The organism is Streptomyces albiaxialis (genome assembly GCF_039530985.1).
Taxonomy (GTDB): Bacteria; Actinomycetota; Actinomycetes; order Streptomycetales; family Streptomycetaceae; genus Streptomyces; species Streptomyces albiaxialis.
Genome location: NZ_BAAAPE010000007.1, coordinates 527,839 through 548,038, shown reverse-complemented (window position 1 = coordinate 548,038; position 20,200 = coordinate 527,839). Strand labels below are relative to the sequence as shown.

Sequence of the window (20,200 nt, the reverse complement as noted above, 5' to 3'; positions counted from 1 at the left end):
GGCAGAAATGAAGAGATCCCTCGTCAGTACGCTCGCCGCCGCGCTGTTCGGCGCGGCGGCGCTGGCGGGCATAGCCACCTCGCCCGCCGCCGCCCAGGAGGCCCCGGCGAAGGCCAAGGCCAAGACGCCGACCTTCGAGGGCACGGTCGCGCTCAGCAACTGCTCGGGCTCGGTCGTCAAGCTCAAGGGCTCGAAGGCCACCGACAAGGCGCTCGTGCTCTCCAACGGGCACTGCCTCCAGGAGGGCATGCCGGGGGCCGGCGAGGTCGTCGTCAACAAGAAGACGAGCCGGGACTTCACCCTGCTCAAGGCCGACGGCAGCGACGCCGGGAAGATCCACTCGGACAAGATCGCGTACGCGACGATGACGGACACCGACATCTCGCTGTACGAGACCACGTCCACGTACAAGGACATCAAGAAGAAGTACGGGATCGACGCGCTCAAGCTCGACCCCCAGCACCCCCGCCAGGGCCGGGCGATCACGGTCGTCTCCGGGTACTGGAAGGAGACCTTCGGCTGCGCGGTGGACGGCTTCGCGTACCGCCTGAAGGAGGCCGACTGGACCTGGAAGGACTCCATCCGCTACACGATGGACTGCCAGACCAAGGGCGGCACCTCCGGCTCCCCGGTCGTCGACAACAAGACCGGCAAGGTCGTGGGCGTGAACAACACCCACAACGAGGACGGCGAGGAGTGCACCCTCAACAACCCCTGTGAGGTGGACAAGAACGGCGAGGTCACCGTCCGCCACCTGAACGCCTACGGGCAGCAGACGTACCTGATCACGCCGTGCTTCGGCAAGGGGAACAAGCTCGACCTGGACAACCCGCGCTGCGTGCTGCCCAAGCCGTAGTCACGGGCTTCCCGCAGGACAGCGCATGACGACGCCCCCGGGCCGGAGACTGCCCGGGGGCGTCGCGCGCACGTGCGAGGCGGTGGGGTGTGACCCCGCACGCGGGTCCTTACCAGTGGCCGTTACGGCAGCGCGTGGACGTGCGGTCCGACGGTGGAGGACCACTTGTCGCCGTCGGCGGCGTCCCAGGCCGTGGACCAGGTCATGGCGCCCCGGATCCCCGGCCACTTCTCGTCGGGCTTGAAGCTGCCGCAGTTCTCGCCCTTGGCCAGGCAGTCCAGGGCGTTGTTCACGACACTCGGCTCGACGTAGCCCGAGCCCGCGGCCTTCGAGGAGGCCGGGGTGCCGATGCCGACCTGCGAGGGGTCGAGGCCGCCCTTGATCTGCGTACAGGCCAGGGCCGTGAGGAAGTCGACGGTGCCGGAGGAGTAGACCTTGCCGTCGCAGCCGTTCATCGAACCGCTGTTGTAGTACTGCATGTTGACGACGGTCAGGAAGTCCTTGATGTTGAGCGCCGTCTTGAAGTACTCGTTCTCCGGGGACTGCATGTCCACGGTCTGCGGCGCCATCGTGACCACGACGTCGGGCTTGGCGGAGTGGATCGCCTTGAGCGCCTTGGTCATGTAGGTCGAGTTGAGCCCGTTCTCCAGGTCGATGTCGACGCCGTCGAAGCCGTACTCGTCCATCAGGCCGGTGATCGACTTGGCGAAGGCGTCCGCGGACGCGTCGTCGCTGACCTGGACGGCGCCCTTCTCGCCGCCGACCGAGACGATCACGGACTTGCCGGCCTTCTGCTTGGCGGCGACATCCTCCTTGAACTTCGCCTCGTCGTAGTTCAGCGCCGGGTCGAGCTTGAAGTCGACCTGGCCCGGAGTGGTCGTCGCGTCCGCGAAGGCGACCGCGATGATGTCGTACTCGTCCTGGACGTCGGCGATCGTCTGGACCTTGGCGCCGTTGTCGAAGTTCTGCCAGTAACCGGTGACCGCGTGCTTCGGTACGGCCGAGGCGCCGACGCGGGGAGAACTCGCCGCGGTCTCATCGGCGTTCGCGTTCGCCGTCCCGAACGCGAACAGCCCACCGGCGGCGAGCGCCCCCGCCGCGAGCCCGACGATCATGCGAACCCGGTTGCTGCGTCTTTTTGCGCGTGCCACAACTTCCTCCGATGTGGGGGGACATGGGGGGTGGGTGGTGCTGCGCTGGGCCCGGCGCTTGCCGTACAACGTGGTCCAGACCAATGGGCTTGTCAAGACCTCTGACGGGGCACCCGGTACGTCCGTTCCCCTTGTGCTGATCGACTTCCGGCGGTTTCATGCGCGGCATGCCAGCAGAGGAGATCCACGGGGAGACCCGCCTGCCCGTCCGCAAGCCGAGCTGGAAGATGATCGGCCCCGGCATGGTCGTGGCCGCGACCGGCGTCGGCGCGGGCGACCTCGTCGCCACGCTGATCGCGGGCAGCAAGTTCGGCTACACGCTGCTGTGGGCCGCGGTCATCGGCTGCGTCGTCAAGATCGCCCTGGCCGAGGCCACCGGCAGATGGCACCTGGCCACCGGCCGCACCATCTTCGACGGCTGGCGCAGCCTCGGCCCCTGGACCACGGTCTACTTCGCCGTGTACGTCGTCGTGTGGGGCTTCGTCTACGGGGCCACCGCGATGTCGTCCTCGGCACTGCCGCTCCAGGCCCTCTTCCCCGACGTCATGCCGCTCAAGGCGTGGGCGATCATCACCGGGCTCCTCGGCCTCGCCTTCGTCTGGGGCAACCGCTACGCGATCGTCGAGAAGATCATGATGGTCTTCGTCGGCGTGATGTTCGTGGTCGTCGTCTACTGCGCGATCCGCGTCTCCCCCGACCTCGGCGACGCCTTCGCCGGGCTGGCCCCCACCCTCCCGTCCGGCTCGATGATCTACACCCTGGGCCTCATCGGCGGCGTCGGCGGCACCATCACCATGGCCGCCTACGGCTACTGGATCAACGCCAAGGGCTGGACCGACGTGAGCTGGCTGCGCATGATGCGGCTCGACAACCGCGTCGCGTACGTCACCACCGGCATCTTCGTCGTCGCCATGCTCATCGTCGGCGCCGAGCTGCTGCACTCCACGCAGATCGCGCTCGCCGAGGGCGACAAGGGGCTGCTCGACCTGGACGAGGTACTGGAGAACCGCTTCGGCGCGTTCACCGCGAACCTCTTCCTGATCGGCTTCCTCGCCGCGTCCTTCTCCTCGCTGATCGGCGTGTGGCACGGCGTGGGCCTGATGTTCGCCGACTTCGTCGAGCACGTACGGGCGCACCGCGCGGGCAAGGACCCCGCGGAGACGGAGGTCGTGGAGATCGCGCGCGGCGCGCGCGAGCGCTCGCTCCCCTTCCGGCTCTACCTGCTCTGGCTGACGTTCCCGCCGATGGCGCTGCTCTGGCTCGACCAGCCGTTCGGCCTCGTGATCGCGTACGGCGTGCTCGGCGCCTTCTTCATGCCGTTCCTCGCCGTCACCCTGCTCTGGCTCCTCAACACCTCCCGCACACCTGAGGAATGGCGCAACGGCTGGCTCAGCAACGGCCTGCTGGCCGCCTCCGCCGTCCTCTTCGTGGTGCTGTGCGTCGAGGAGATCCGGGACCTTCCCTGGTGAGGCGGTGTTTCGGGGAGGAACGAAACAGGGTGGCGGGCGGGTCCGGGCTTCCTAGGCTCCCCGCATGTACCGAATGCGTGCCGCACTCGCGGCGGGGCTCGCGCTGCTCACCGCGGCGGCCTGCACCGGCGGCGGTGGAGAGGGCGGCGGGGAAGACGGGGAGGAGCACGGGAAGAACCGGGCGAAGCCGCCGCGGCTGAAGCAGCTCTGGAGCGTGTCTGCGCCGGTGAGCGACGCCAGGGCGGGCGGGCCCTGGCTCGGCCACGGCATCCTCGCCACGCGCGTCGGCACCGACGACCGGAGCCTCAGCGGCTACGCCACCTCCTCCGGCGACCGGCGCTGGACGCTGCGTCTCCCCGAGGGCACGGACGCCGTCTGCGGCATCTCGGAGACGGTCAACAGCGCGGGGATCGGCGGCGTCGTCCTCAACGCGACGCGGGGGGAGAGGCGCTGCTCCGTCGCCGCCGCCGTCGACATCCGCGCGGGAAAGGTGCTGTGGACGGAACGGGTGGGCGACACGATCGAGGACATGGGCGACGAGCCGCCCGTGAGCGTCAGCGGGAAGACCCTCACCGTCACCGTCCGCTACCACAAGGTGGCCCGGTTCCGGCTGGAGGGCGACGCGAAGAGGCGCGCGCTCCCGCGCCTGCCGCACGTGCCCGAGGGCGAGAGCGCGGTCGACGGGATCGACCACGACGGCACGCACATCGCCCTGCAGACCCGGAGCGGCTTCGCGCTGTACGACGCGGACAAGGGCACCCGCCTGTGGCACCGCCCGGCCGAGCGCCGGGGCGGCGCGCTGGAGGGCCTGGTCTCCGCCGACCCCGTTGTCCTCGACGCCACGGAGAAGGGGCACCGTTTCTTCCGCGCGTACGGTGCGGGCCCGGGGAACAAGGGCCTGCTGGGCAAGGAGCTGAGCCGGGTCGGCGTGCGGGCGGAGCCGCTGACGGGGCGCGGCGTCCTCGTGACCGACTTCGCCGACGACCCGCGCACGTACGCGTACGACATGCGCACCGGCGAGCAACTGTGGGCACGGAAGCGGACGCCCGCCCAGAAGCCCCTGTTCGTCCGCGGCGGCGGCGTGCTCTTCTCACGCCCCTACCTCGCGGAACAGTGGCTGGTCTCCCGCGACCTGCGCGGCGGTGAACAGCGGACCCTGGGCCGGCTGACTGGCACGGCGTCCCGGTTCGCCCCGGTCGCCGCGGACTCCCGGCGGCTGTACGCCACCGGGCAGCGCCGCGACGGCACCGAGGCCCTCTTCGCGTACGCGCTGCCGCGCACCGGGACCGACCGCCGCTACGCCGCGCCCCGAACGCCGGGCACGGGAGGGGAGAACCCCCTCGCCGTGAAGTGCGAGAAGGTCTCGGACACGGCGCTGCGCACCCTGCGGCTGAACGAGGACCGACCGCCGCCGGAGAGCTGCTGGTGGAAGGAGGAGTACGAGCCGGACGACGTGTCCCGCGAGCTGGACGTCACCGTCGAGGAGCACGGCACACGCAAGGAGGCCGAGAAGGCCTACCGGGATCCCACGCATCTGCGGAGCAACGAGAGCCTCGGCCGGGCCCGCCCCGTGCGGGGCCTCGGCGACCAGGCCAGGGCGATCACGTTCGGCGGCTCGCGCGAGTACAACAGCGTCCGTCTCCTCGTCCGTACGGGCACCCGCACGCTCGCGGTGGAGACGCACACGGAGTCCTCCGGCGGCCAACCGTCCTCCCGCGACGCGCCGGACCTGCGCGAGTCGGAGCGCGGCGCGCTGCGCGCGGCGGCGGACGTGCTGCGTACCCTCGACGCCGGACCGGCACCCAAGCCACCGGACCGGCTCGGGAAGGAGTACAGCGCAGATGCGGAGGACTGACGCGGGGAGAGCGCTGCTTCCCGTCCTCGCCCTGCTCGCCGCCACGGCCTGCACCGGCGGCGGGGGCGGCGGGGGAGAGGGCGGGCGGGAGCCGTCGAAGCCGCCGCGGCTGAAGAAGCTGTGGAGCGTTCCGGCGGCGGACAGGCCCGCCATGCCGTCGCCGGACGAGGACGCCTGGCTCGGCAAGGGCGTGCTCGCGCTGCGCACCGGGGACACGAACAGCCGGCTCGTCGGCCACTCGGCGGCCTCGGGCGAGCAGCGCTGGAATCTTCCCCTCCCCAAGGGCACCACGGGCGTGTGCGCGCTCTCGGGGCAGGTCAACAAGGAGGGCATCGGCGGGGTCCTGCTCGACGCGGGCGACGGCGACGAACGCTGCACCGTCGCCGCCGCCGTCGACATCCGGCGGGGCACGGTGCTGTGGACGGAGCCGCTGGGCCGCAAGAGCGAACCCTCGGGCAGCAAGGCGTCCGTGAGCGTCAGCGGGAAGACCCTCACCGCCACCGTCGGCTGGAACGACCTGGCCCGGTTCCGCCTCGACGGGGACGGCAAGGGGCGCGAGCTCCCGGGCCTCCCGCACTTCCGGGACGGCGGGGCCAACCCCGGTCCCGTGGACCACGACGGGCGGCACATCGCCGTGGAGACCCGGAGCGGGTTCGCGCTGTACGACGCGGACGAGGGCACCCGCCTGTGGCACCGCCCGGCCCGGTCCCGGGACGCCGCTCTGGACGGCCTGGTCTCGGCCGACCCCGTGGTCCTGGACACGATCGAGAAGGGACGCCGGTACTACCGCACGTACCGGCAGGACCAGCCGGGCGTGCGGGACCGGATCGGCAAGGAGCTGGACAAGAAGGCGCTCAACACCCCGCTGACCGGGCGCGGCGTCCTCGTGGCCCGGTTCCCGGGCGACCACGGCGCCTACGCGTACGACCTGCGCACCGGCAAGCCGGTGTGGCAGCGCGGGCTTTCGGAGCGGGAGAACCTCGAAGGCGTCCGCGGCGGCGCGCTCCTGACCACCCATCGCTACGCCGGACCCGAGACCTGGGTGCGCGACCGCGACCTGCGCACCGGAGCGCCGCGCACGCTGGGACGCGTCCCGGGCCGGGCCTTCGAAGAGGTGCTCGCCTGGGACTCCCGCCACCTCTACGTCCAGGACACCGACCGCGAGGCGAACGAGAAGTCCCTGACCGCGTACGCCCTGCCCGAGCGGGGCAGCGCCCGCGACTACAAGACGCCGCCGAAGATGGCCGGCGGCTCCTGAAGCCGACGGAAGCCTCTGCCCGTTCGGGGATTCGGCGGGGCACCTACGCGGGTAGTGCTGGCGGCGGAGCCCTGTGTGAGAAGAACGGTTCTCTGGCAGGAGCCCCCCAGATAAGGTGTTATGTCGTCAGGTACACAACGAGATCAACAAGGCGGGACAGACCGGACGGCGCAGAGTGCGGAGGCGGATGTGTCTACGGCGTTAGCGGTCACCAGCCAGGACCACATGCTGTCCCCGCCCGACCGCCACACCCCCCGCGCCCACGTCTTCACGCCGCCCGATGAGCAGCCGCTGGAGGCGGCGCTGGCCGAGACCCACACGCTGCTGGAGCAGCACGGGTATCTGATCGCCGTCTACCCGGCCACCCTGCCCCGGGCCTATGTGCACCGGCTGCACACCCTCCGCTCCCTGCTCGACAGCCACCGCGTCGCGCTGCTGCCCGTCGCTCTCCCGCCGCTCGCCACGGGCGTGCTCGTCCGGCAGTTGCGGCAGCTCTCCCTCTGCGACTTCACCCCCGGAGTGCTGGGCGCGGCGGCCCGGCTGCTCACCCACTACCTGTACGCGGGCGCCGTGCTGGGCTCCGTCGCCAAGCTCGACCGGGTGCCGGTCACGCTCTCCTCGCACACCAAGTCCTGGATGCCCGGCGCCCAGTTCGCGTGCCTCGCGGCGCCCCAGCCGCAGCTCGTACGGGTGGGCGACACCGGCGACATCGGCCGCGGCACCACGCTCACCGGGCCGCAGTTCGCCACGCAGCTCACCGTCGCGCGCGGAGGGCTCACCTCGGACTGGGCGCACACCGAGCTGGCGGGCGAGTGGCGGGTCGGCGAGGTCGCCGAGGAGCGGCTGCCGGGGGACTCGGCGCGGTGGTGGGGGACGGGCAAGCTCGTCGAGTTCACCGCCGCCATCGCCGACGTGTCGGTGCTCTACCAGCTCGTGTCGTCGGTGCGCAGGGACGAGTGCCACTGGTGCGGGCTCGAACTCATCGGTGACCGCTGCGCGTTCTGCGCCGCCCCGGCGCCGCCGCCCCCGCCCCCCTCCCACGCCCCGGACCGCGCCCCGGACCGGCAGCCGGAGGACACGGCCGCTCCGCCCTCCCCCGATCCGGCCGCCCAGGCCGTCGTCGCCGACCCCCGAGGAATCCGTCGATGAACTCACGCCAGCGCCGCGGCGTCATACTCCTGGTCGTCTCGCTCCTGTGCGCCCTCGCGGCGTTCGCCGGGGTGCTCGCCGTGATCAGGAACGTCGAGTCCAAGGTCGGTAACGAGACGACGGCGTACGAGCTGAAGGAGGACGTGCCCGCGTACCGGTCGCTGGACGCCTCGCACGTCAAGAAGGTCTCGATGCCGAAGCGCTGGCTGCCGGAGACCGCCGTCACCGATCTCGACGACCTCCGGCACCGGATCGCCATCAACCCGCTGAAGAAGGGCTCGCTGCTCCAGTCCGACATGATGGCCGAGCGCCCCGAACTCGCCCCGGGCGAGCAGGAGATCGCCATCATGATCGACGCCGAGACCGGCGTCGCCGGAAAGATCAACCCCGGCAGCCGCGTCAACATCTACGCGACGTTCGAGGGCGAGCAGCGCGACAGCTCCAAGGGCGGGGCGAACAAGACCCCCGCCCAGTCCAAGGTCATCGTCAGCCGGGCCAAGGTCATCGACGTGGGCGAGCTGACCCCGCTGAAGAAGGAGGGCGACGACGCCGACGAGCAGCGCGCCCGTCAGCGCGAGCGCGAAGGCGTCCCGATCACCTTCGCCCTCAGCACGGTGGACGCGCAGCGCGTCGCCTACGCCGAGTCGTTCGCCGAGAACGTCCGTCTCGCCCTCGTCGCTCCCGGCGATGACGCCGAGGTCCCCGAGGACGACCGCACCTACACCCTCCCCGGCGACAAGTGAGGGTGAGTGAGGACACGTGAGGCAGCCCATGGTCACTCGTATCCAGCCCGCCGTCAGCGATCCCGACGCGGCCCGTTCGGTCGTCACCCTGCTCAGCCAGCTCCCGGACAGCGAGCCCGTCCCGCCCGCCATCGACTCCACGCAGCTCCTGGACACCCTCGCGCAGCAGGCCGGGCCCGGCGAGCCGCCGTCCCTGGGCGACCTGCCCGAAGTCGTCCTCGTCCACGAGCTGATCGGCCCGCTGCCCGCGCTGGAGCTGATCCGGGAGGTGGCCCTCCGGTTTCCGGCCGTCGGCGTCATCCTCATCACCCAGGACACCAGCCCCGGCCTCTACTCGGCCGCCATGGACGCGGGCGCCCGCGGCGTCCTCGGGCTGCCCCTCGTCTACGACGAGCTGGCCGCGCGCGTCGGCGCCGCCTCGGCCTGGGCGACGGGCGTACGCCGCCATCTGGGCGCCGCCGCCGGACCCGAGGGCATGGCGGCCCTCGGCGGTCCCGGCGGGCCCGGCGGCCAGGGCGGCACCGTCGTCACGGTCACCGGCGCGAAGGGCGGCGTCGGCACCACCCTCGCCGCCACCCAGCTCGCGCTCGCCGCGCGTGCCTCCGGGCGCAACGCCGCGCTCGTGGACATGGACCTCCAGGCGGGCGACGTCGGCTCCTACCTCGACGTCCAGTTCCGCCGCTCCGTCGCCGACCTCGCGGGCATCAAGGACATCTCGCCCCGCGTCCTCCAGGACGCCGTCTACACCCACGAGTCCGGGCTCGGCCTCCTCCTCGCCCCCGGCGAGGGCGAGCGCGGCGAGGACGTCGACGACCGCGCGGCCCGCCAGATCGTCGCCGCGATGCGCTCCCGCTACGACCTCGTCGTCATCGACTGCGGCACCCAGATGAACGCCGCCAACGCCGCCGCCGTCGAGACCGCCGACACCGCGCTCCTCCTCACCACCCCGGACGTCGTGTCCGTACGGGCGGCCCGGCGCATGGTCCGCCTCTGGGAACGGCTGCAGATCCGCAAGGCCGAGGAGACCCTCACCCTCGTCAACCGGGCCTCCCGGCACACCGAGATCCAGCCCCCGCTGATCGCCCGCATCATCGGCACGCCGGTCGCGGGCTCCACCGTCCCCTCGAACTTCAAGGAGCTGCAGTCCGCGGTGGACGCGGGCCGCGTCCAGGACCTCGACAGCCGCGGCAGCGTCCGGCAGGCGCTGTGGGCGCTCGCCGGGGAACTGGGCCTCGTGGCCGACGAGGAGCGGGCCTCGCGGCCCCGGTCCCGCCGCAAGCCGAAGGCGCGCGGCGCCGACCGCAAGTCCCCCTCGGGGTCCGCCGCGTCCTCCGACACGTCCTCCGCGCCCGGGCCCGGACTCCCGCGCGGCAAGGGCATCCCGGCCCAGCGCGCCCTGCCGCCCGGCCGCGATCTCGGCTCCGACCGGGGCTCGCTGACCGTCGAGTTCGCGGGCATGGCCCCGATCGTCCTCGTCACGCTGGTCCTGCTGTGGCAGTGCGTCCTGATCGGCTACACCTTCTCCCTCGCGGGCAACGCCGCCGACGAGGCGGCACGCGCGGCGACCTCGGCCGCGGCGTACGGGGACCCCCAGGGGGCGTGCGAGTCCGCTGCGCGGGAGCATCTTCCGGCCAAGTGGGCCGAGGGCGCGACGATCACCTGCTCGCGCGGGGACAACCTCTGGAAGGCCGACGTCGACCTGAAGACCCCGATCCTCTTCCCGGGCGGGGCGGGACTGCCCTTCACCGTGAACGGCGAGGCCGGCGCGGCAGAGGAGGGCGAACCGGAATGAAGGGCCGTCACTTAAATGGTGCCCCGCGCTCCTTGCTGCCCAGGAGCAGCCCCTTCCGCTGCGCTGCAGACCGCGGGCGCGTCGTGCCCGCTCGCGCAGTTCCCCGCGCCCCTGACGGGGCACGTTCCGCGCCCGGAACCGCTGCGCTGCGCGCGCTCGCGCCCGCGCGGCGGAGCCGCAGACCGATACTGTCCCGCGCCCCGAAGGGGCGCGGGGAACTGCGCGACCAGCCACGACGTGCCGGAATTCGGCAACGGCGAGGAGCCCTACGGCGGGATGCCGGGGGTCCGGGGGCGGAGCCCCCGGTTCCGGGAAGGGGCGGGATTGGGGAACGGGCCCGCCGCAGGCGAACCGGCACCCGGCGATGGCGGGACGTACGGCGACGCTGCTCCGGCGACAGAGGCGCCAGCTCTATCGAGTTCGCCGGGATGTTGCCCCTGCTCCTCCTCGTTGCCGTCGCCGCGATCCAGTTGGGGCTCGTCGGCTATGCCGTCCAGCAGGCGGGGACCGGCGCCCGCGCGGCGGCCCGTACCGCCACCCACGAGGACACGGAAGACCAGTACGAGGCCAGCGGGCGCGCCGCGATGTCCAACTGGACGGCGAACAGGGCGAGTTTCGCGCTGGCCGGCGGTGGCGAGGAGGTGAAGGTGACGACGACCGTGACCATCCCGTCCCTCATCCCCGGCCTCGGCAACCTCGGCGAGGCCAGCCGCTCCGCGACCATGCCCCGCGACTGAGCCGGAGAAGAGAGAGGAGGCCGACGGTGAGCCTGCGCTCGCGCATCACCACGCCCGATGGCGCCCTGTCCCAGAACGGGGGGCGGCCCGCCGCCGACAGCACGAGCCACCTCGTGTCGGCCTACCGCACCAAGCTGCTGGAGGAGATCGACCTCGCCGAGATGTCGGCGCTGACGCCCGCCGAGCGCCGCGCCCGCCTCGAACGCGTACTGGGCCACATCATCAGCCGCGAGGGCCCCGTCCTCGCGACGCAGGACCGGTCGCTGCTCATCCGCCGTGTCGTGGACGAGGCGCTCGGCCTCGGCGTGCTCGAACCGCTCCTGGAGGACGGCTCGATCACCGAGATCATGGTCAACGGCCCGGACCAGATCTTCGTGGAGCGCGGCGGACGCGTCGAGCAGGTCCCCGTCCGCTTCGCCTCCGAAGAGCAGCTCATGCAGACGATCGAGCGCATCGTCTCGACCGTCAACAGGCGTGTGGACGAGTCGAACCCGATGGTGGACGCGCGCCTGCCGTCCGGCGAGCGCGTCAACGTGATCATCCCGCCGCTCTCCCTCACCGGCGCGACGCTCACGATCCGCCGCTTCCCCCGCGCGTACACGCTCAACGAGCTGATCGGGCTCGGCACCCTCGACGAGCACATCCTCTCGCTGCTCTCCGGCTTCATCCGGGCCCGTTTCAACCTGATCGTCTCGGGCGGTACGGGCAGCGGCAAGACGACGCTGCTCAACGCGATGTCCGCGCTGATCCCCGACCACGAGCGCATCATCACGGTCGAGGACGCCGCCGAGCTGCAGCTCCAGCAGCAGCACGTGATCCGGCTGGAGACGCGCCCCGCGAACGTCGAGGGCAAGGGCCAGGTCACCGTCCGCGACCTCGTACGGAACTCGCTGCGCATGCGGCCGGACCGGATCATCGTCGGCGAGGTCCGCGGCGGCGAGACCCTGGACATGCTCCAGGCCATGTCCACGGGCCACGACGGCTCCCTCGCGACCGTGCACGCCAACAGCGCGGAGGACGCGCTGATGCGGCTGCAGACCCTCGCCTCGATGTCGGAGGTCGAGGTGCCGTTCGCCGCGCTCCAGGACCAGATCAACTCCGCCGTCGACGTGATCATCCAGCTCGCGCGGCTCGCCGACGGCTCCCGGAAGATCGTGGAGATCTCGATCCTCGCCTCGCACGGCAGGGAGACCTTCCAGATAGCCACCGTCTCGCGCTTCGCGGCCCGCCCCATGTCCGCTGACGGGCGCGTGCACGGCACCTTCGAGCACCTGCCCGTACCGGCACGCGTGGCCGACCGCCTCTACATGGCCAGCGAACCCGTCCCCCCGGCCTTCGGCGTGGCCCGCTCCGCCGACCAGCTCGACACCAGAGAGGCAGTCTGAGGACCCCGCCATGACGACCCCGCCCCCTCGTGCCCCACTGCTCCCCCTCGCGCTGGACGCCACCGCCCAGTTCGCGCTCGGCGCCACGCTCGTCGCGGGCGCCTTCGCCACCCTCGGCGTCCTGACCTACGCCTCCGGGCGCGCCCGCCGCCGCGCGCTGATCGAACGGCTGACCGCGAGCGGCGGCCACGGCCTGGAGCTGCCGTCCGGCAGCGGCGGCAGGCGCCGCCACTTCGCCGCGCTCGACCGCCGGCTGCGCGCCACGGGCGTGGGCCGCAAGCTCCAGCTCAAGCTGGCCGCGACCGGGCTCGACCTGACGCCCGGCGAGTTCTTCGTCTATCTGACGGGGCTCGTGGCCGTGCTGTGGCTGGGCGCCGCCTCGGTCCTCGCGCCGTTCTTCGGGCCGATCGCGGGCCTGTTCGGGGTGCTCGCCGCGAACGCGTTCCTCAACTACCAGCGGCAGCGGCGTACCGAGCAGTTCATCAACCAGCTCCCCGAGCTGTCCCGCATCCTGGCCAACGCGACCTCGGCCGGGCTCGCGCTCCGTACGGCCCTGGGCATGGCCGCCGAGGAGCTGGAGGCCCCGGCGGGCGACGAGCTGCGCCTCGTCACCAACCAGCTCGCCGTCGGCCGCTCGATCGACGACGCGCTCAACGAGCTGGCCGAGCGCCTCCCCTCCCGCGAACTCGTCGTCCTCGTCACCACCCTCGTCCTCTCCAACCGGGCGGGCGGCACCATCGTCGGCTCGCTGCGCAACCTCACCAACACGCTGGAGGAGCGCAAGGAGACCCGGCGCGAGGTCCGCACGATGCTCGCCGAGGTCAACGCCACGGCGTTCACCATCCCCCTGCTCGGCCTGGGCGCGATGCTGATGATGAACTCGATGATGCCGGGCGCCCTCGCCCGCGTCACCGGCTCGCCGATAGGGCAGGTCGCGATGCTGATCGCGGTCGGCCTCTTCGCCGCCGGGTTCCTCGTCATCCGCCGCCTCGGCAGGATCGAGGTCTGACGCGATGACCGCCCTGCTGCTCGCCGCGCTCTTCGGCCTCGCGGTCTACGGCGCCTTCACCGGCGTACGGATGTACCGCGCGGAGACCCGGCTGCCGCCCGACCTGGAGATCGCGCTGGAGGTCGGCGCCACCCGCGCGACGCCGCGCCAGCGCGCCATCGACCGGATAGGCATGCGCTTCGCGCCCCTCGTCCTCCAGCTCATGGGCCCGGCCCTGGTCGACAAGAAGCGCAAGAAGATCGACCAGGCGGGCAACCCCGGCGGCCTCACCATCCAGCGGTACGCCGCGCGGCGGGCCGCGTACGGGATGTTCGGCATCGTCATGGGCCTGCTCGGGCTCGCCGCCGGGAGCGTCTTCTTCCTGGTCCTCGTTCTCGCCTTCGGCTGGTTCGCCGCCGACCTGGGCATCTGGCAGGCGATCCGGGACCGCAAGCGCGTCATCGAGCGGACGCTCCCGGACTTCCTGGACGTCCTCGCGGTCGTCGTCTCGGCCGGGCTCGGCTTCCGGCAGGCGCTCGAACGCGTCGCCGACCGCTACACCGGTCCCTGGGCCGACGAACTCCGCATCACCCTGCGCCAGATGGACATGGGCGTCAGCCGCCGCCAGGCCTTCGACGAGCTGCGCAAGCGGAACGCCAGCGACCAGGTCGACCAGTTCGTCACCGCCCTCCAGCAGGGCGAGGAGCTGGGCGCGCCCATCGCGGAGACGCTCATCCAGATCGCCACGGACATGCGGCGCACGGACGCGCAGAACGCGCGCCGCAAGGCGGCCAAGACCGTGCCGAAGGCGACGATGACGACGATCGCCTTCCTCCTGCCCGGCACGCTGATCCTGATCGTGGCGACGTTCATCCTCGGGTCCGACACGGACTTCGGGTCCGTCCTGAACGGCGGCTGACCGTGGCTGTCGACCGTGCCCTCTTCCCGGGGGCCGGGCAGGGGGAGCCCCTTGCTGTGCTTCGCAGGCTGCGGCTTCGTCGTGGCTTGTCGCGCAGTTCCTCGCGCCCCTTGGATGCGGGCTCCGACGCTCCGGCACCCGGCATCCAGCTCAACGCCCTCCAGGCGCTCTGCCGCCAGGTCTTCGCCTTCCGGATCGCCATCACCGCCGTCAGCACGCCGTTCGCGCTCTCGGGCGCCTCGCTGCCCGTGTGGCTGGTGGGCGGCGCGATCTGTCTGACGGTGCTCGTCTCGTACGCCGTGCTGCGCGACTGGGACCGCTTCGGGCCGCTGCTGCTGCGCCACCCCGCGCTGCTCGCCGCCGACGCCGCGTGCCTGGCCCCGATGCTGGTGACGGCCACCTCGAACTCGCCGGTCGGCTACATCACCGTCAGCACCTCGCTCCTCGCGGGCCTGCTCTACGGGTGGCGGCGCGCGGGGCTGTTCACGGGGCTGCAGATGGCGCTGCTGTGCGTGGCGTACAACGCCTGGGGGCAGGACCTGTCCCTGGCCGCCAGCACCCTGCTGCTGGCGGGGTTCTGCGCGGTCGCCGGGGTCGTCGGCGTGACGCTGCGCAACCTGATGTTCCGCTTCGGCGCGGCCACGCAGGCGCTGTCCGAGGCCCGCTCGCGGCTCGCCGTGACGGACGCCGTCGAGGCCGAACGCACCCGGCTCGCCCGCGAGATGCACGACTCGGTCGCCAAGACGCTGCACGGCCTCGCCCTCGCCGCCGAGGGCCTTGCCCGCTCCGCGCACCGCACGGACCCCGCGACGCTGGGGCGCCAGGCGGGCGTCGTCGCCTCCGCCGCGCGCCGCGCCGCGGCCGAGTCCCGCGACATCCTCTCCGGGCTGCGCGGCGCCCCGACCGGGCTGGACCTCACGGACGAACTCCGGCACAGGGTGAAGGACTTCGCCAACCGCACGGGCATCCGCGCCGACTTCGACCAGACCGGCCCCGAGGCGGACGTACGGCCGTACGAGGCCCGGCAGGCCCTCACGATCGTCGAGGAGGCCCTGGAGAACGCCTACCGTCACGCGGCGCCGACGCTGGTCGAGGTCACCGCGGGCCGCGTGGGCGGCACGTACCGCGTCACGGTCACGGACGACGGCCACGGCCTCCCGCCCGCCGTCACCCTCGACACCCTCCGCGAGGCGGGCCACTTCGGGCTCCTCGGCATGGTGGAGCGCGCCGCGGAGATCGGCGCCCGCCTCCGCGTGGGCCGCGGCGCCGCCCCGAGGGGGACCCAGGTCCTCCTCGAACTCCCCCTGCCCGCCGCGGAACAGCGCGAGTGACCTGTTCCGCCCCCGCGTCCGTGCCGGTACGTGACGCGAGTGGCGGACGGGGCGAGGGGGAGAGGGACCAGCACGATGCACGTCGAGGACCTGAGCGGCACGATCCAGTACCTGATGGACCTTCTGGGGACCTTCTCGTTCGCCCTGTCCGGCGCGTTCCTCGCGGTGCGCAAGGACTTCGACCTGTACGCGCTGCCGGTGCCGTCGCCTCCGGTGCTGCCGCGAGCCCGGCGGGCGCCCCGGCCCGCCCCGGAGGCCGAGACCGTCACCCTGCACGTCAGCGACGAGCCGACGGTCACGTTCTCCGGAAGAAGAGCTGAGGACCGCCTCAGACCGGCTGGCCGACCGGGCGGACGGTGAGGGTGTTGACGTCCACGTTCGGGGGCTGGCTCAGGGACCAGACCAGCGCGTCCGCGATCTGCTCGGCGCTGAGGACATTGCCCTCCGGGACCCGGCCCGAGTTCTCCCAGAACGGGGTCTCGACCCGCCCCGGCGCGACGAGCGTGACGCCGACGCCCTCGTCGGTGACCATGCGCCGGGTGTTCTCCGCGAGTCCGGTCACGGCCCATTTCGTGGCCCCGTACAGGTTCCCCGGCGAGTGGATGAAGCCCGCGACGCTGCCCACCATGACGAGGCGCCCCCGCGACTCCCGCAGCGCCGGCAGCGCGGCCCGTACGAGCAGCGCGGGCCCCAGCACGTTCGTGAGGACCATGGCGCGCCACTCCTCCGGGTCGCCGTCGGCCAGCGAACCGGCCGTCGCGAAACCGGCGTTGGCGACGGCGTGGTCGAGCCGCCCGAAGGCCTCCACGGTCCCGTTCACGGCCGCCTCCACGTGCGCGAAGTCCGCCGCGTCCCCCGCGAACGTCCGCAGCCGCCCGGGCTCCGCGACCTCCTTGGCCTCCTCCGCGAACCGCGCGAGCCGCTCCTCGCTCCTTCCGGTGACGGCGACCCGGTGCCCCCGCTCCAGCAGGCGCCGCGCCGCCGCCGCACCGATCCCGCTGCTGCCGCCGGTGATGAGGGTGACGGGCGATGTGCTCATACGGAACTCCCCAGAAGTGTCAGGATGTTGTGGCCGACGTAGCTGACGCAGCCGACGTGGCCGACCCTGACTGAACCATTTGGAGCACACTCGAAGTCAACGGCTGCCCGGCACGGCCCGCCCCTCGCGCGCACAGGCCGTACGGACGGTCGCGGCGAGGGCCTGCGCGTAACGCTCGCCGGGGGAGAAGCGGAAGGTCTGGCGGCCGCGCGCGTTGCGGACGGTGAACTCCACGACCGGCATCCGCGCGTCCGGCGGCAGCCCGGAGCACGAGACGATCCGCGCGTCGACGGTGACCCGCCGCTCGCGCGGCACCCGGACGGGACGGTCCCCGTACAGATCGAGCTGGATCCCGCCGTACGTCTGCCGGACGCGCTCGACGGTGACCTTGGACGAGGAGTTGGCGACAAAGCCCAGCGTGAACGTCCCGGAAGGGTTCGAGGTCAGGTCCCCGACGCCGGTGCTCCACATCTGCACGGCCTGCGCGGGGCGCGGCGGGCCGGGCGGCGGTGGCGGCGGCCGGTCGGCCCGCTGCGCGTACGCGTAACTCCCCAGGGCCATCAGCAGGACGACGGCCAGCGCGCAGCCCACCACGCGCCGCACCCGGCCCGGTAATCCCCGCCACCTCTCCTCGACCCCGGGCCGCTCGGACCCGGACACGAGTACTTCCGCTGAGCTGCTCGACCGTTCCCCCATGCTTCGAGTGAACCTCGAACAGACGTTCGTGTCTAGACCGTCGAACGCGCCACCGGGAGCGGAAAATGGCTGGTTGGAGCGTTTCGGGGCGCGCGAGGGAGGGGAGCGAGAGACGAGGGGAACGGGGCGGGGACGGTGCGGCGAGCGATGCGGCCGGTGCGGCCCAACTCCGGGTCTCCCAGCCCCGGTTCCGCCCATCCGCCCATTCGCCTATTCACCCGTCCGTCGTCCCGCCGTTCCGCCGCGGGCCGGGACACCCGCACCGCCCGTCGCTATGGTGAGGGACGGTACGTGACCGCTTGGTCACACGTTCCCCTCACGCACCACCCCGGCGGACGAGAGGAGGCGGCGCACCATGCGGAAGAGCACGCGGAGCACGTCCGCCGCGCTCCGCGTCGTGGTCGTCGACGACAACCCCGTCGTCCGGGCCGGGCTCGGCGTCCTGCTGGAGGGCCGCCCCGACCTCGCGGTCGTCGCCGAGGCGGCCGACGGCGCGCGGGCGTACGAGGTGACGCGGACCCACCGCCCCGACGTCGTCCTCCTCGACGTCCGCATGCCCGGCGTCGACGGCATCTCGGCCCTGCCGCACCTGGTCGCGCTCGCGCCGGTGCTGATGCTCACGTACAGCCGCGAGGACGCGATCGTCCACGAGTCCTTACGCCTGGGGGCCCGCGGCTATCTCGTCCACGGCGAGTTCGACGCGGACCAGTTGGCCACCGCCGTCCACGACGTCGCGGCGGGCCGTGCCCCCTTCTCCGCGACCGCCTCCCGCGCCGTCCTCGACCAGGCGCGCGCCCGCACCGCGTCGTACCCCCTACCGGAATCCCTCGGCACGGCGACGGATGATTTCCGGCCGTCAAACCCCGTAATTCCGTCCCGGATTTCGCGTACCTCTTCGCCGCCGCAACGAGTTGTGGCACAGTCTGCATCCGGACAGCAACACCGCGTGGCGCACGGTCTGACGGACAGTCTGAGCGACAGGGAGGTGGAAGTCATGGACCTCATCGCCTCCGGCATGACCAACTCCGAGATCGCCGCCACCTGTTTCATCAGCGAGAAGACGGTCAAGAACCACATCAACCGCATCTTCACCAAGCTGCGGGCCTCCAGCCGGAGCGAGGCCATCGCCCTCTGGCTCGGCACGGCACCGGGAGGGGGCGCGAGCGGCCGTGGCTGACCCCCGACGCGGAATTCCGCACGATCCGCACGATCCGCACGATTGGGCCTCCCGTTGGGCCCGTGGACCCATGCGGTCCCGTACGAACCGGAAGTACGGTCCCCCCGTCAGCAGCGAGGGCGGTACCGGCGGCCCCCCACCGGCGGCCGGTACCGCGCACCGCGCCGCGGGCCCCGTGGGGGACACCCTCTCAGCCACGTACGGAGGAGATCGCGATGCCGAGTTCCAGGCGCAGGAGTTGGCGGGACCGACTGGTGACCCACATGCGCGGCCGTTACGCGGACCGCGGCGCGAGCGCGACGGAATACGCGGGCATCGTGATCCTGGTCGCGGGCATCATCATCGCGATCCGCGCGCTGGGACTGGACGCGCTGATCTCCACGGCGATCCTCAACGCCGTCAACCAGGTTCTGGGCGGCTGAACCGTCGTCGGACCCCGTACGGGGACAAGGGGCAGACCCTCATCATGTACGCCGTGGTGATGGCGGGTCTGCTCTTTCTCGCGTTCGCCTTCTTTGCAGTTGCCCAGGCCAGCACGGTGCGCAACGGAGGCCAGTCGGCGGCTGATTCGGCCGCGCTCGGCGCCGCCCAGGACGACCGGGACGAACTCTTCGACGGTTTCATGGACGCGCTCGACGACGGAGACGCGTGGAAGGAGTGGCTGGCGGGCGACGGGCCCCTTGAGGGCGATGGCTGCGGCGAGGCCGACCACTTCGCGGGCCAGAACCGTTCGGACGTACTGAGCTGCGACGCGATCACCCGCAACGGGGACGACGGCTACACCGTGGAGATCGAAACGCGCTTCGACACCGGCGACACGATCGTCCCCGGCACGGACAACAAGAAGGCCAAGGCGGAGGCCACCGCGGTGATCCAGCCCCTCTGCGAGCCCGACGAGGACGAGGGCGGCGGGGACGAGATCCACATCACCTGCGAGGACGAGGACTTCACGATCGACCCCGACGACGAGGACATCGACCTGAAGCCGGCGGATCTCTTCGATGTGGTGCTGGCCGACTGATGAGCCAACGACGACAGAGGACGAGCGACAGATGAGCATTCGGCGCACCATGACGGGCCGCAGGGCAATAGCCGCTGTGGCGATCACAGCGGGCCTCGTCCTCACGGTCGTCGGTTGCAGCAGTGGTGACGACGGCGGCGGTGACGGCAACGAGAAGTCCTCGGCACCCTCCGGGCAAGAGAACGAGGACAAAAGCGGCGAGCAGGCCGGGGACGACGCCTCCGACGGCGAGCCGTTGGCCGAACTCAAGGGCGCCGACAAGGTCGTGCTGACGATCACGCAGGCCAAGCGGGACGAGGGAGGGTTCGTGACGCTCTCCGGCGAGGTGAAGAACACCGGTACCGGTGCCTGGAGCGGCGTCGAGTGGAAGTCGGACGAGACCGAGGTGGCCAAGGCCAACCCCTCGTCCATGGCGGCTGCCCGCCTTGTCGACAAGGCCGGGAAGAAGCGCTACTACGTGCTGCGCGACACCGAGGGCCGGTGCCTGTGCACCTCGTTCAAGGGCGGGCTCTTCCCCGGCAAGACGAAGACCTGGTTCGCGCAGTTCCCGGCGCCCCCCGAGGGGAACGACAAGGTCGACTTCCAGATGGCCGATCTCCCCGCCACCAGCATCACGATCTCGGGGGAGTGACGA

Annotated in this window: 20 protein-coding genes; 17 read left to right on the top strand and 3 right to left on the bottom strand. The window is 71.9% G+C overall.

Annotated features, from left to right (window positions below; all coding sequences use genetic code 11):
* Window positions 1-7 precede the first annotated feature (7 nt).
* Complete coding sequence (locus ABD343_RS13450; RefSeq protein ID WP_344527564.1) at window positions 8-856, top strand: S1 family peptidase; 849 nt, start codon at window positions 8-10, stop codon at window positions 854-856.
* Between the two features lie 122 nt (window positions 857-978).
* On the opposite strand, the gene ABD343_RS13445 is transcribed toward ABD343_RS13450, so the two are convergent.
* On the bottom strand, window positions 979-1,971 hold the full coding sequence (locus tag ABD343_RS13445) for a chitinase (RefSeq protein WP_425578169.1): 993 nt from the start codon (window positions 1,969-1,971) through the stop codon (window positions 979-981).
* 203 nt (window positions 1,972-2,174) lie between these two features.
* On the opposite strand from ABD343_RS13445, the gene ABD343_RS13440 reads away from it, so the two are divergent.
* From ABD343_RS13440 to ABD343_RS13385, 12 genes are all read left to right on the top strand, one after another.
* Window positions 2,175-3,476: an Nramp family divalent metal transporter gene (locus ABD343_RS13440; RefSeq protein WP_344527561.1), complete on the top strand. Its 1,302-nt coding sequence runs from the start codon at window positions 2,175-2,177 to the stop codon at window positions 3,474-3,476.
* A gap of 64 nt (window positions 3,477-3,540) precedes the next feature.
* Window positions 3,541-5,331, top strand: a complete 1,791-nt coding sequence (locus tag ABD343_RS13435) for an outer membrane protein assembly factor BamB family protein (RefSeq protein ID WP_344527560.1) — start codon at window positions 3,541-3,543, stop codon at window positions 5,329-5,331.
* Complete coding sequence (locus ABD343_RS13430) at window positions 5,318-6,589, top strand: outer membrane protein assembly factor BamB family protein (protein ID WP_344527559.1); 1,272 nt, start codon at window positions 5,318-5,320, stop codon at window positions 6,587-6,589. The genes ABD343_RS13435 and ABD343_RS13430 overlap by 14 nt, the downstream gene beginning before the upstream one ends.
* A 189-nt stretch (window positions 6,590-6,778) precedes the next feature.
* A complete protein-coding gene (locus tag ABD343_RS13425; RefSeq protein WP_344527558.1) occupies window positions 6,779-7,738 on the top strand; it encodes a hypothetical protein in 960 nt (319 codons plus the stop codon).
* On the top strand, window positions 7,735-8,481 hold the full coding sequence (gene cpaB / locus ABD343_RS13420; RefSeq protein ID WP_344527557.1) for a Flp pilus assembly protein CpaB: 747 nt from the start codon (window positions 7,735-7,737) through the stop codon (window positions 8,479-8,481). The genes ABD343_RS13425 and cpaB overlap by 4 nt, the downstream gene beginning before the upstream one ends.
* A gap of 28 nt (window positions 8,482-8,509) precedes the next feature.
* The gene (locus ABD343_RS13415; RefSeq protein WP_344527556.1) at window positions 8,510-10,273 is read left to right on the top strand and encodes a CpaE/TadZ family protein; all 1,764 of its coding nucleotides are present in this window, start codon (window positions 8,510-8,512) and stop codon (window positions 10,271-10,273) included.
* Between the two features lie 323 nt (window positions 10,274-10,596).
* Complete coding sequence (locus ABD343_RS13410; protein ID WP_425578191.1) at window positions 10,597-11,010, top strand: TadE/TadG family type IV pilus assembly protein; 414 nt, start codon at window positions 10,597-10,599, stop codon at window positions 11,008-11,010.
* Window positions 11,011-11,036: 26 nt separating this feature from the next.
* Window positions 11,037-12,395, top strand: a complete 1,359-nt coding sequence (locus tag ABD343_RS13405) for a TadA family conjugal transfer-associated ATPase (RefSeq protein WP_344527555.1) — start codon at window positions 11,037-11,039, stop codon at window positions 12,393-12,395.
* Window positions 12,396-12,405: 10 nt separating this feature from the next.
* Window positions 12,406-13,404 carry a type II secretion system F family protein gene (locus ABD343_RS13400; RefSeq protein WP_344527553.1) on the top strand — a complete coding sequence of 333 codons (999 nt, stop codon included), beginning with the start codon at window positions 12,406-12,408 and terminating at the stop codon, window positions 13,402-13,404.
* 4 nt (window positions 13,405-13,408) lie between these two features.
* The gene (locus tag ABD343_RS13395) at window positions 13,409-14,302 is read left to right on the top strand and encodes a DUF5936 domain-containing protein (protein ID WP_344527552.1); all 894 of its coding nucleotides are present in this window, start codon (window positions 13,409-13,411) and stop codon (window positions 14,300-14,302) included.
* A 110-nt stretch (window positions 14,303-14,412) separates the two neighbouring features.
* Window positions 14,413-15,633 carry a sensor histidine kinase gene (locus ABD343_RS13390; protein ID WP_344527550.1) on the top strand — a complete coding sequence of 407 codons (1,221 nt, stop codon included), beginning with the start codon at window positions 14,413-14,415 and terminating at the stop codon, window positions 15,631-15,633.
* Between the two features lie 75 nt (window positions 15,634-15,708).
* A complete protein-coding gene (locus ABD343_RS13385; protein WP_344527549.1) occupies window positions 15,709-15,993 on the top strand; it encodes a TRIC cation channel family protein in 285 nt (94 codons plus the stop codon).
* On the opposite strand, the gene ABD343_RS13380 is transcribed toward ABD343_RS13385, so the two are convergent.
* Together ABD343_RS13380 and ABD343_RS13375 are read right to left on the bottom strand one after the other, a co-directional pair.
* A complete protein-coding gene (locus ABD343_RS13380) occupies window positions 15,962-16,672 on the bottom strand; it encodes an SDR family oxidoreductase (RefSeq protein WP_344527547.1) in 711 nt (236 codons plus the stop codon). The genes ABD343_RS13385 and ABD343_RS13380 overlap by 32 nt on opposite strands.
* A gap of 96 nt (window positions 16,673-16,768) precedes the next feature.
* Window positions 16,769-17,332, bottom strand: coding sequence for a hypothetical protein (locus tag ABD343_RS13375; RefSeq protein ID WP_344527545.1), 564 nt, complete (start codon window positions 17,330-17,332; stop codon window positions 16,769-16,771).
* 391 nt (window positions 17,333-17,723) lie between these two features.
* Between ABD343_RS13375 and ABD343_RS13370 the strand changes: the two genes are divergently transcribed.
* The 4 genes from ABD343_RS13370 to ABD343_RS13355 all read left to right on the top strand — a co-directional run bounded on the left by ABD343_RS13370 (window position 17,724) and on the right by ABD343_RS13355 (window position 20,197).
* Window positions 17,724-18,545 (top strand): response regulator, encoded by an 822-nt coding sequence (locus ABD343_RS13370; RefSeq protein ID WP_344527544.1) that lies wholly within the window; start codon window positions 17,724-17,726, stop codon window positions 18,543-18,545.
* 215 nt (window positions 18,546-18,760) lie between these two features.
* Complete coding sequence (locus ABD343_RS13365) at window positions 18,761-18,967, top strand: hypothetical protein (protein ID WP_344527542.1); 207 nt, start codon at window positions 18,761-18,763, stop codon at window positions 18,965-18,967.
* Between the two features lie 44 nt (window positions 18,968-19,011).
* Window positions 19,012-19,566, top strand: coding sequence for a hypothetical protein (locus ABD343_RS13360; protein WP_344527541.1), 555 nt, complete (start codon window positions 19,012-19,014; stop codon window positions 19,564-19,566).
* A gap of 31 nt (window positions 19,567-19,597) precedes the next feature.
* Complete coding sequence (locus tag ABD343_RS13355) at window positions 19,598-20,197, top strand: hypothetical protein (RefSeq protein WP_344527539.1); 600 nt, start codon at window positions 19,598-19,600, stop codon at window positions 20,195-20,197.
* The last annotated feature ends 3 nt before the right edge of the window (window positions 20,198-20,200 follow it).

Bases quoted from the DNA above. Each gene is read 5' to 3' on its own strand.
- ABD343_RS13370 (WP_344527544.1), top strand. From the start codon at position 17,724: ATGCGGAAGAGCACGCGGAGCACGTCCGCCGCGCTCCGCGTCGTGGTC.
- ABD343_RS13445 (WP_425578169.1), bottom strand. From the start codon at position 1,971: ATGATCGTCGGGCTCGCGGCGGGGGCGCTCGCCGCCGGTGGGCTGTTC.
- ABD343_RS13435 (WP_344527560.1), top strand. From the start codon at position 3,541: ATGTACCGAATGCGTGCCGCACTCGCGGCGGGGCTCGCGCTGCTCACC.
- ABD343_RS13450 (WP_344527564.1), top strand. From the start codon at position 8: ATGAAGAGATCCCTCGTCAGTACGCTCGCCGCCGCGCTGTTCGGCGCG.
- ABD343_RS13385 (WP_344527549.1), top strand. From the start codon at position 15,709: ATGCACGTCGAGGACCTGAGCGGCACGATCCAGTACCTGATGGACCTT.
- cpaB (WP_344527557.1), top strand. From the start codon at position 7,735: ATGAACTCACGCCAGCGCCGCGGCGTCATACTCCTGGTCGTCTCGCTC.
- ABD343_RS13360 (WP_344527541.1), top strand. From the start codon at position 19,012: ATGTACGCCGTGGTGATGGCGGGTCTGCTCTTTCTCGCGTTCGCCTTC.
- ABD343_RS13430 (WP_344527559.1), top strand. From the start codon at position 5,318: ATGCGGAGGACTGACGCGGGGAGAGCGCTGCTTCCCGTCCTCGCCCTG.
- ABD343_RS13395 (WP_344527552.1), top strand. From the start codon at position 13,409: ATGACCGCCCTGCTGCTCGCCGCGCTCTTCGGCCTCGCGGTCTACGGC.
- ABD343_RS13365 (WP_344527542.1), top strand. From the start codon at position 18,761: ATGCCGAGTTCCAGGCGCAGGAGTTGGCGGGACCGACTGGTGACCCAC.
- ABD343_RS13380 (WP_344527547.1), bottom strand. From the start codon at position 16,672: ATGAGCACATCGCCCGTCACCCTCATCACCGGCGGCAGCAGCGGGATC.
- ABD343_RS13440 (WP_344527561.1), top strand. From the start codon at position 2,175: ATGCCAGCAGAGGAGATCCACGGGGAGACCCGCCTGCCCGTCCGCAAG.
- ABD343_RS13355 (WP_344527539.1), top strand. From the start codon at position 19,598: ATGAGCATTCGGCGCACCATGACGGGCCGCAGGGCAATAGCCGCTGTG.
- ABD343_RS13400 (WP_344527553.1), top strand. From the start codon at position 12,406: ATGACGACCCCGCCCCCTCGTGCCCCACTGCTCCCCCTCGCGCTGGAC.
- ABD343_RS13415 (WP_344527556.1), top strand. From the start codon at position 8,510: ATGGTCACTCGTATCCAGCCCGCCGTCAGCGATCCCGACGCGGCCCGT.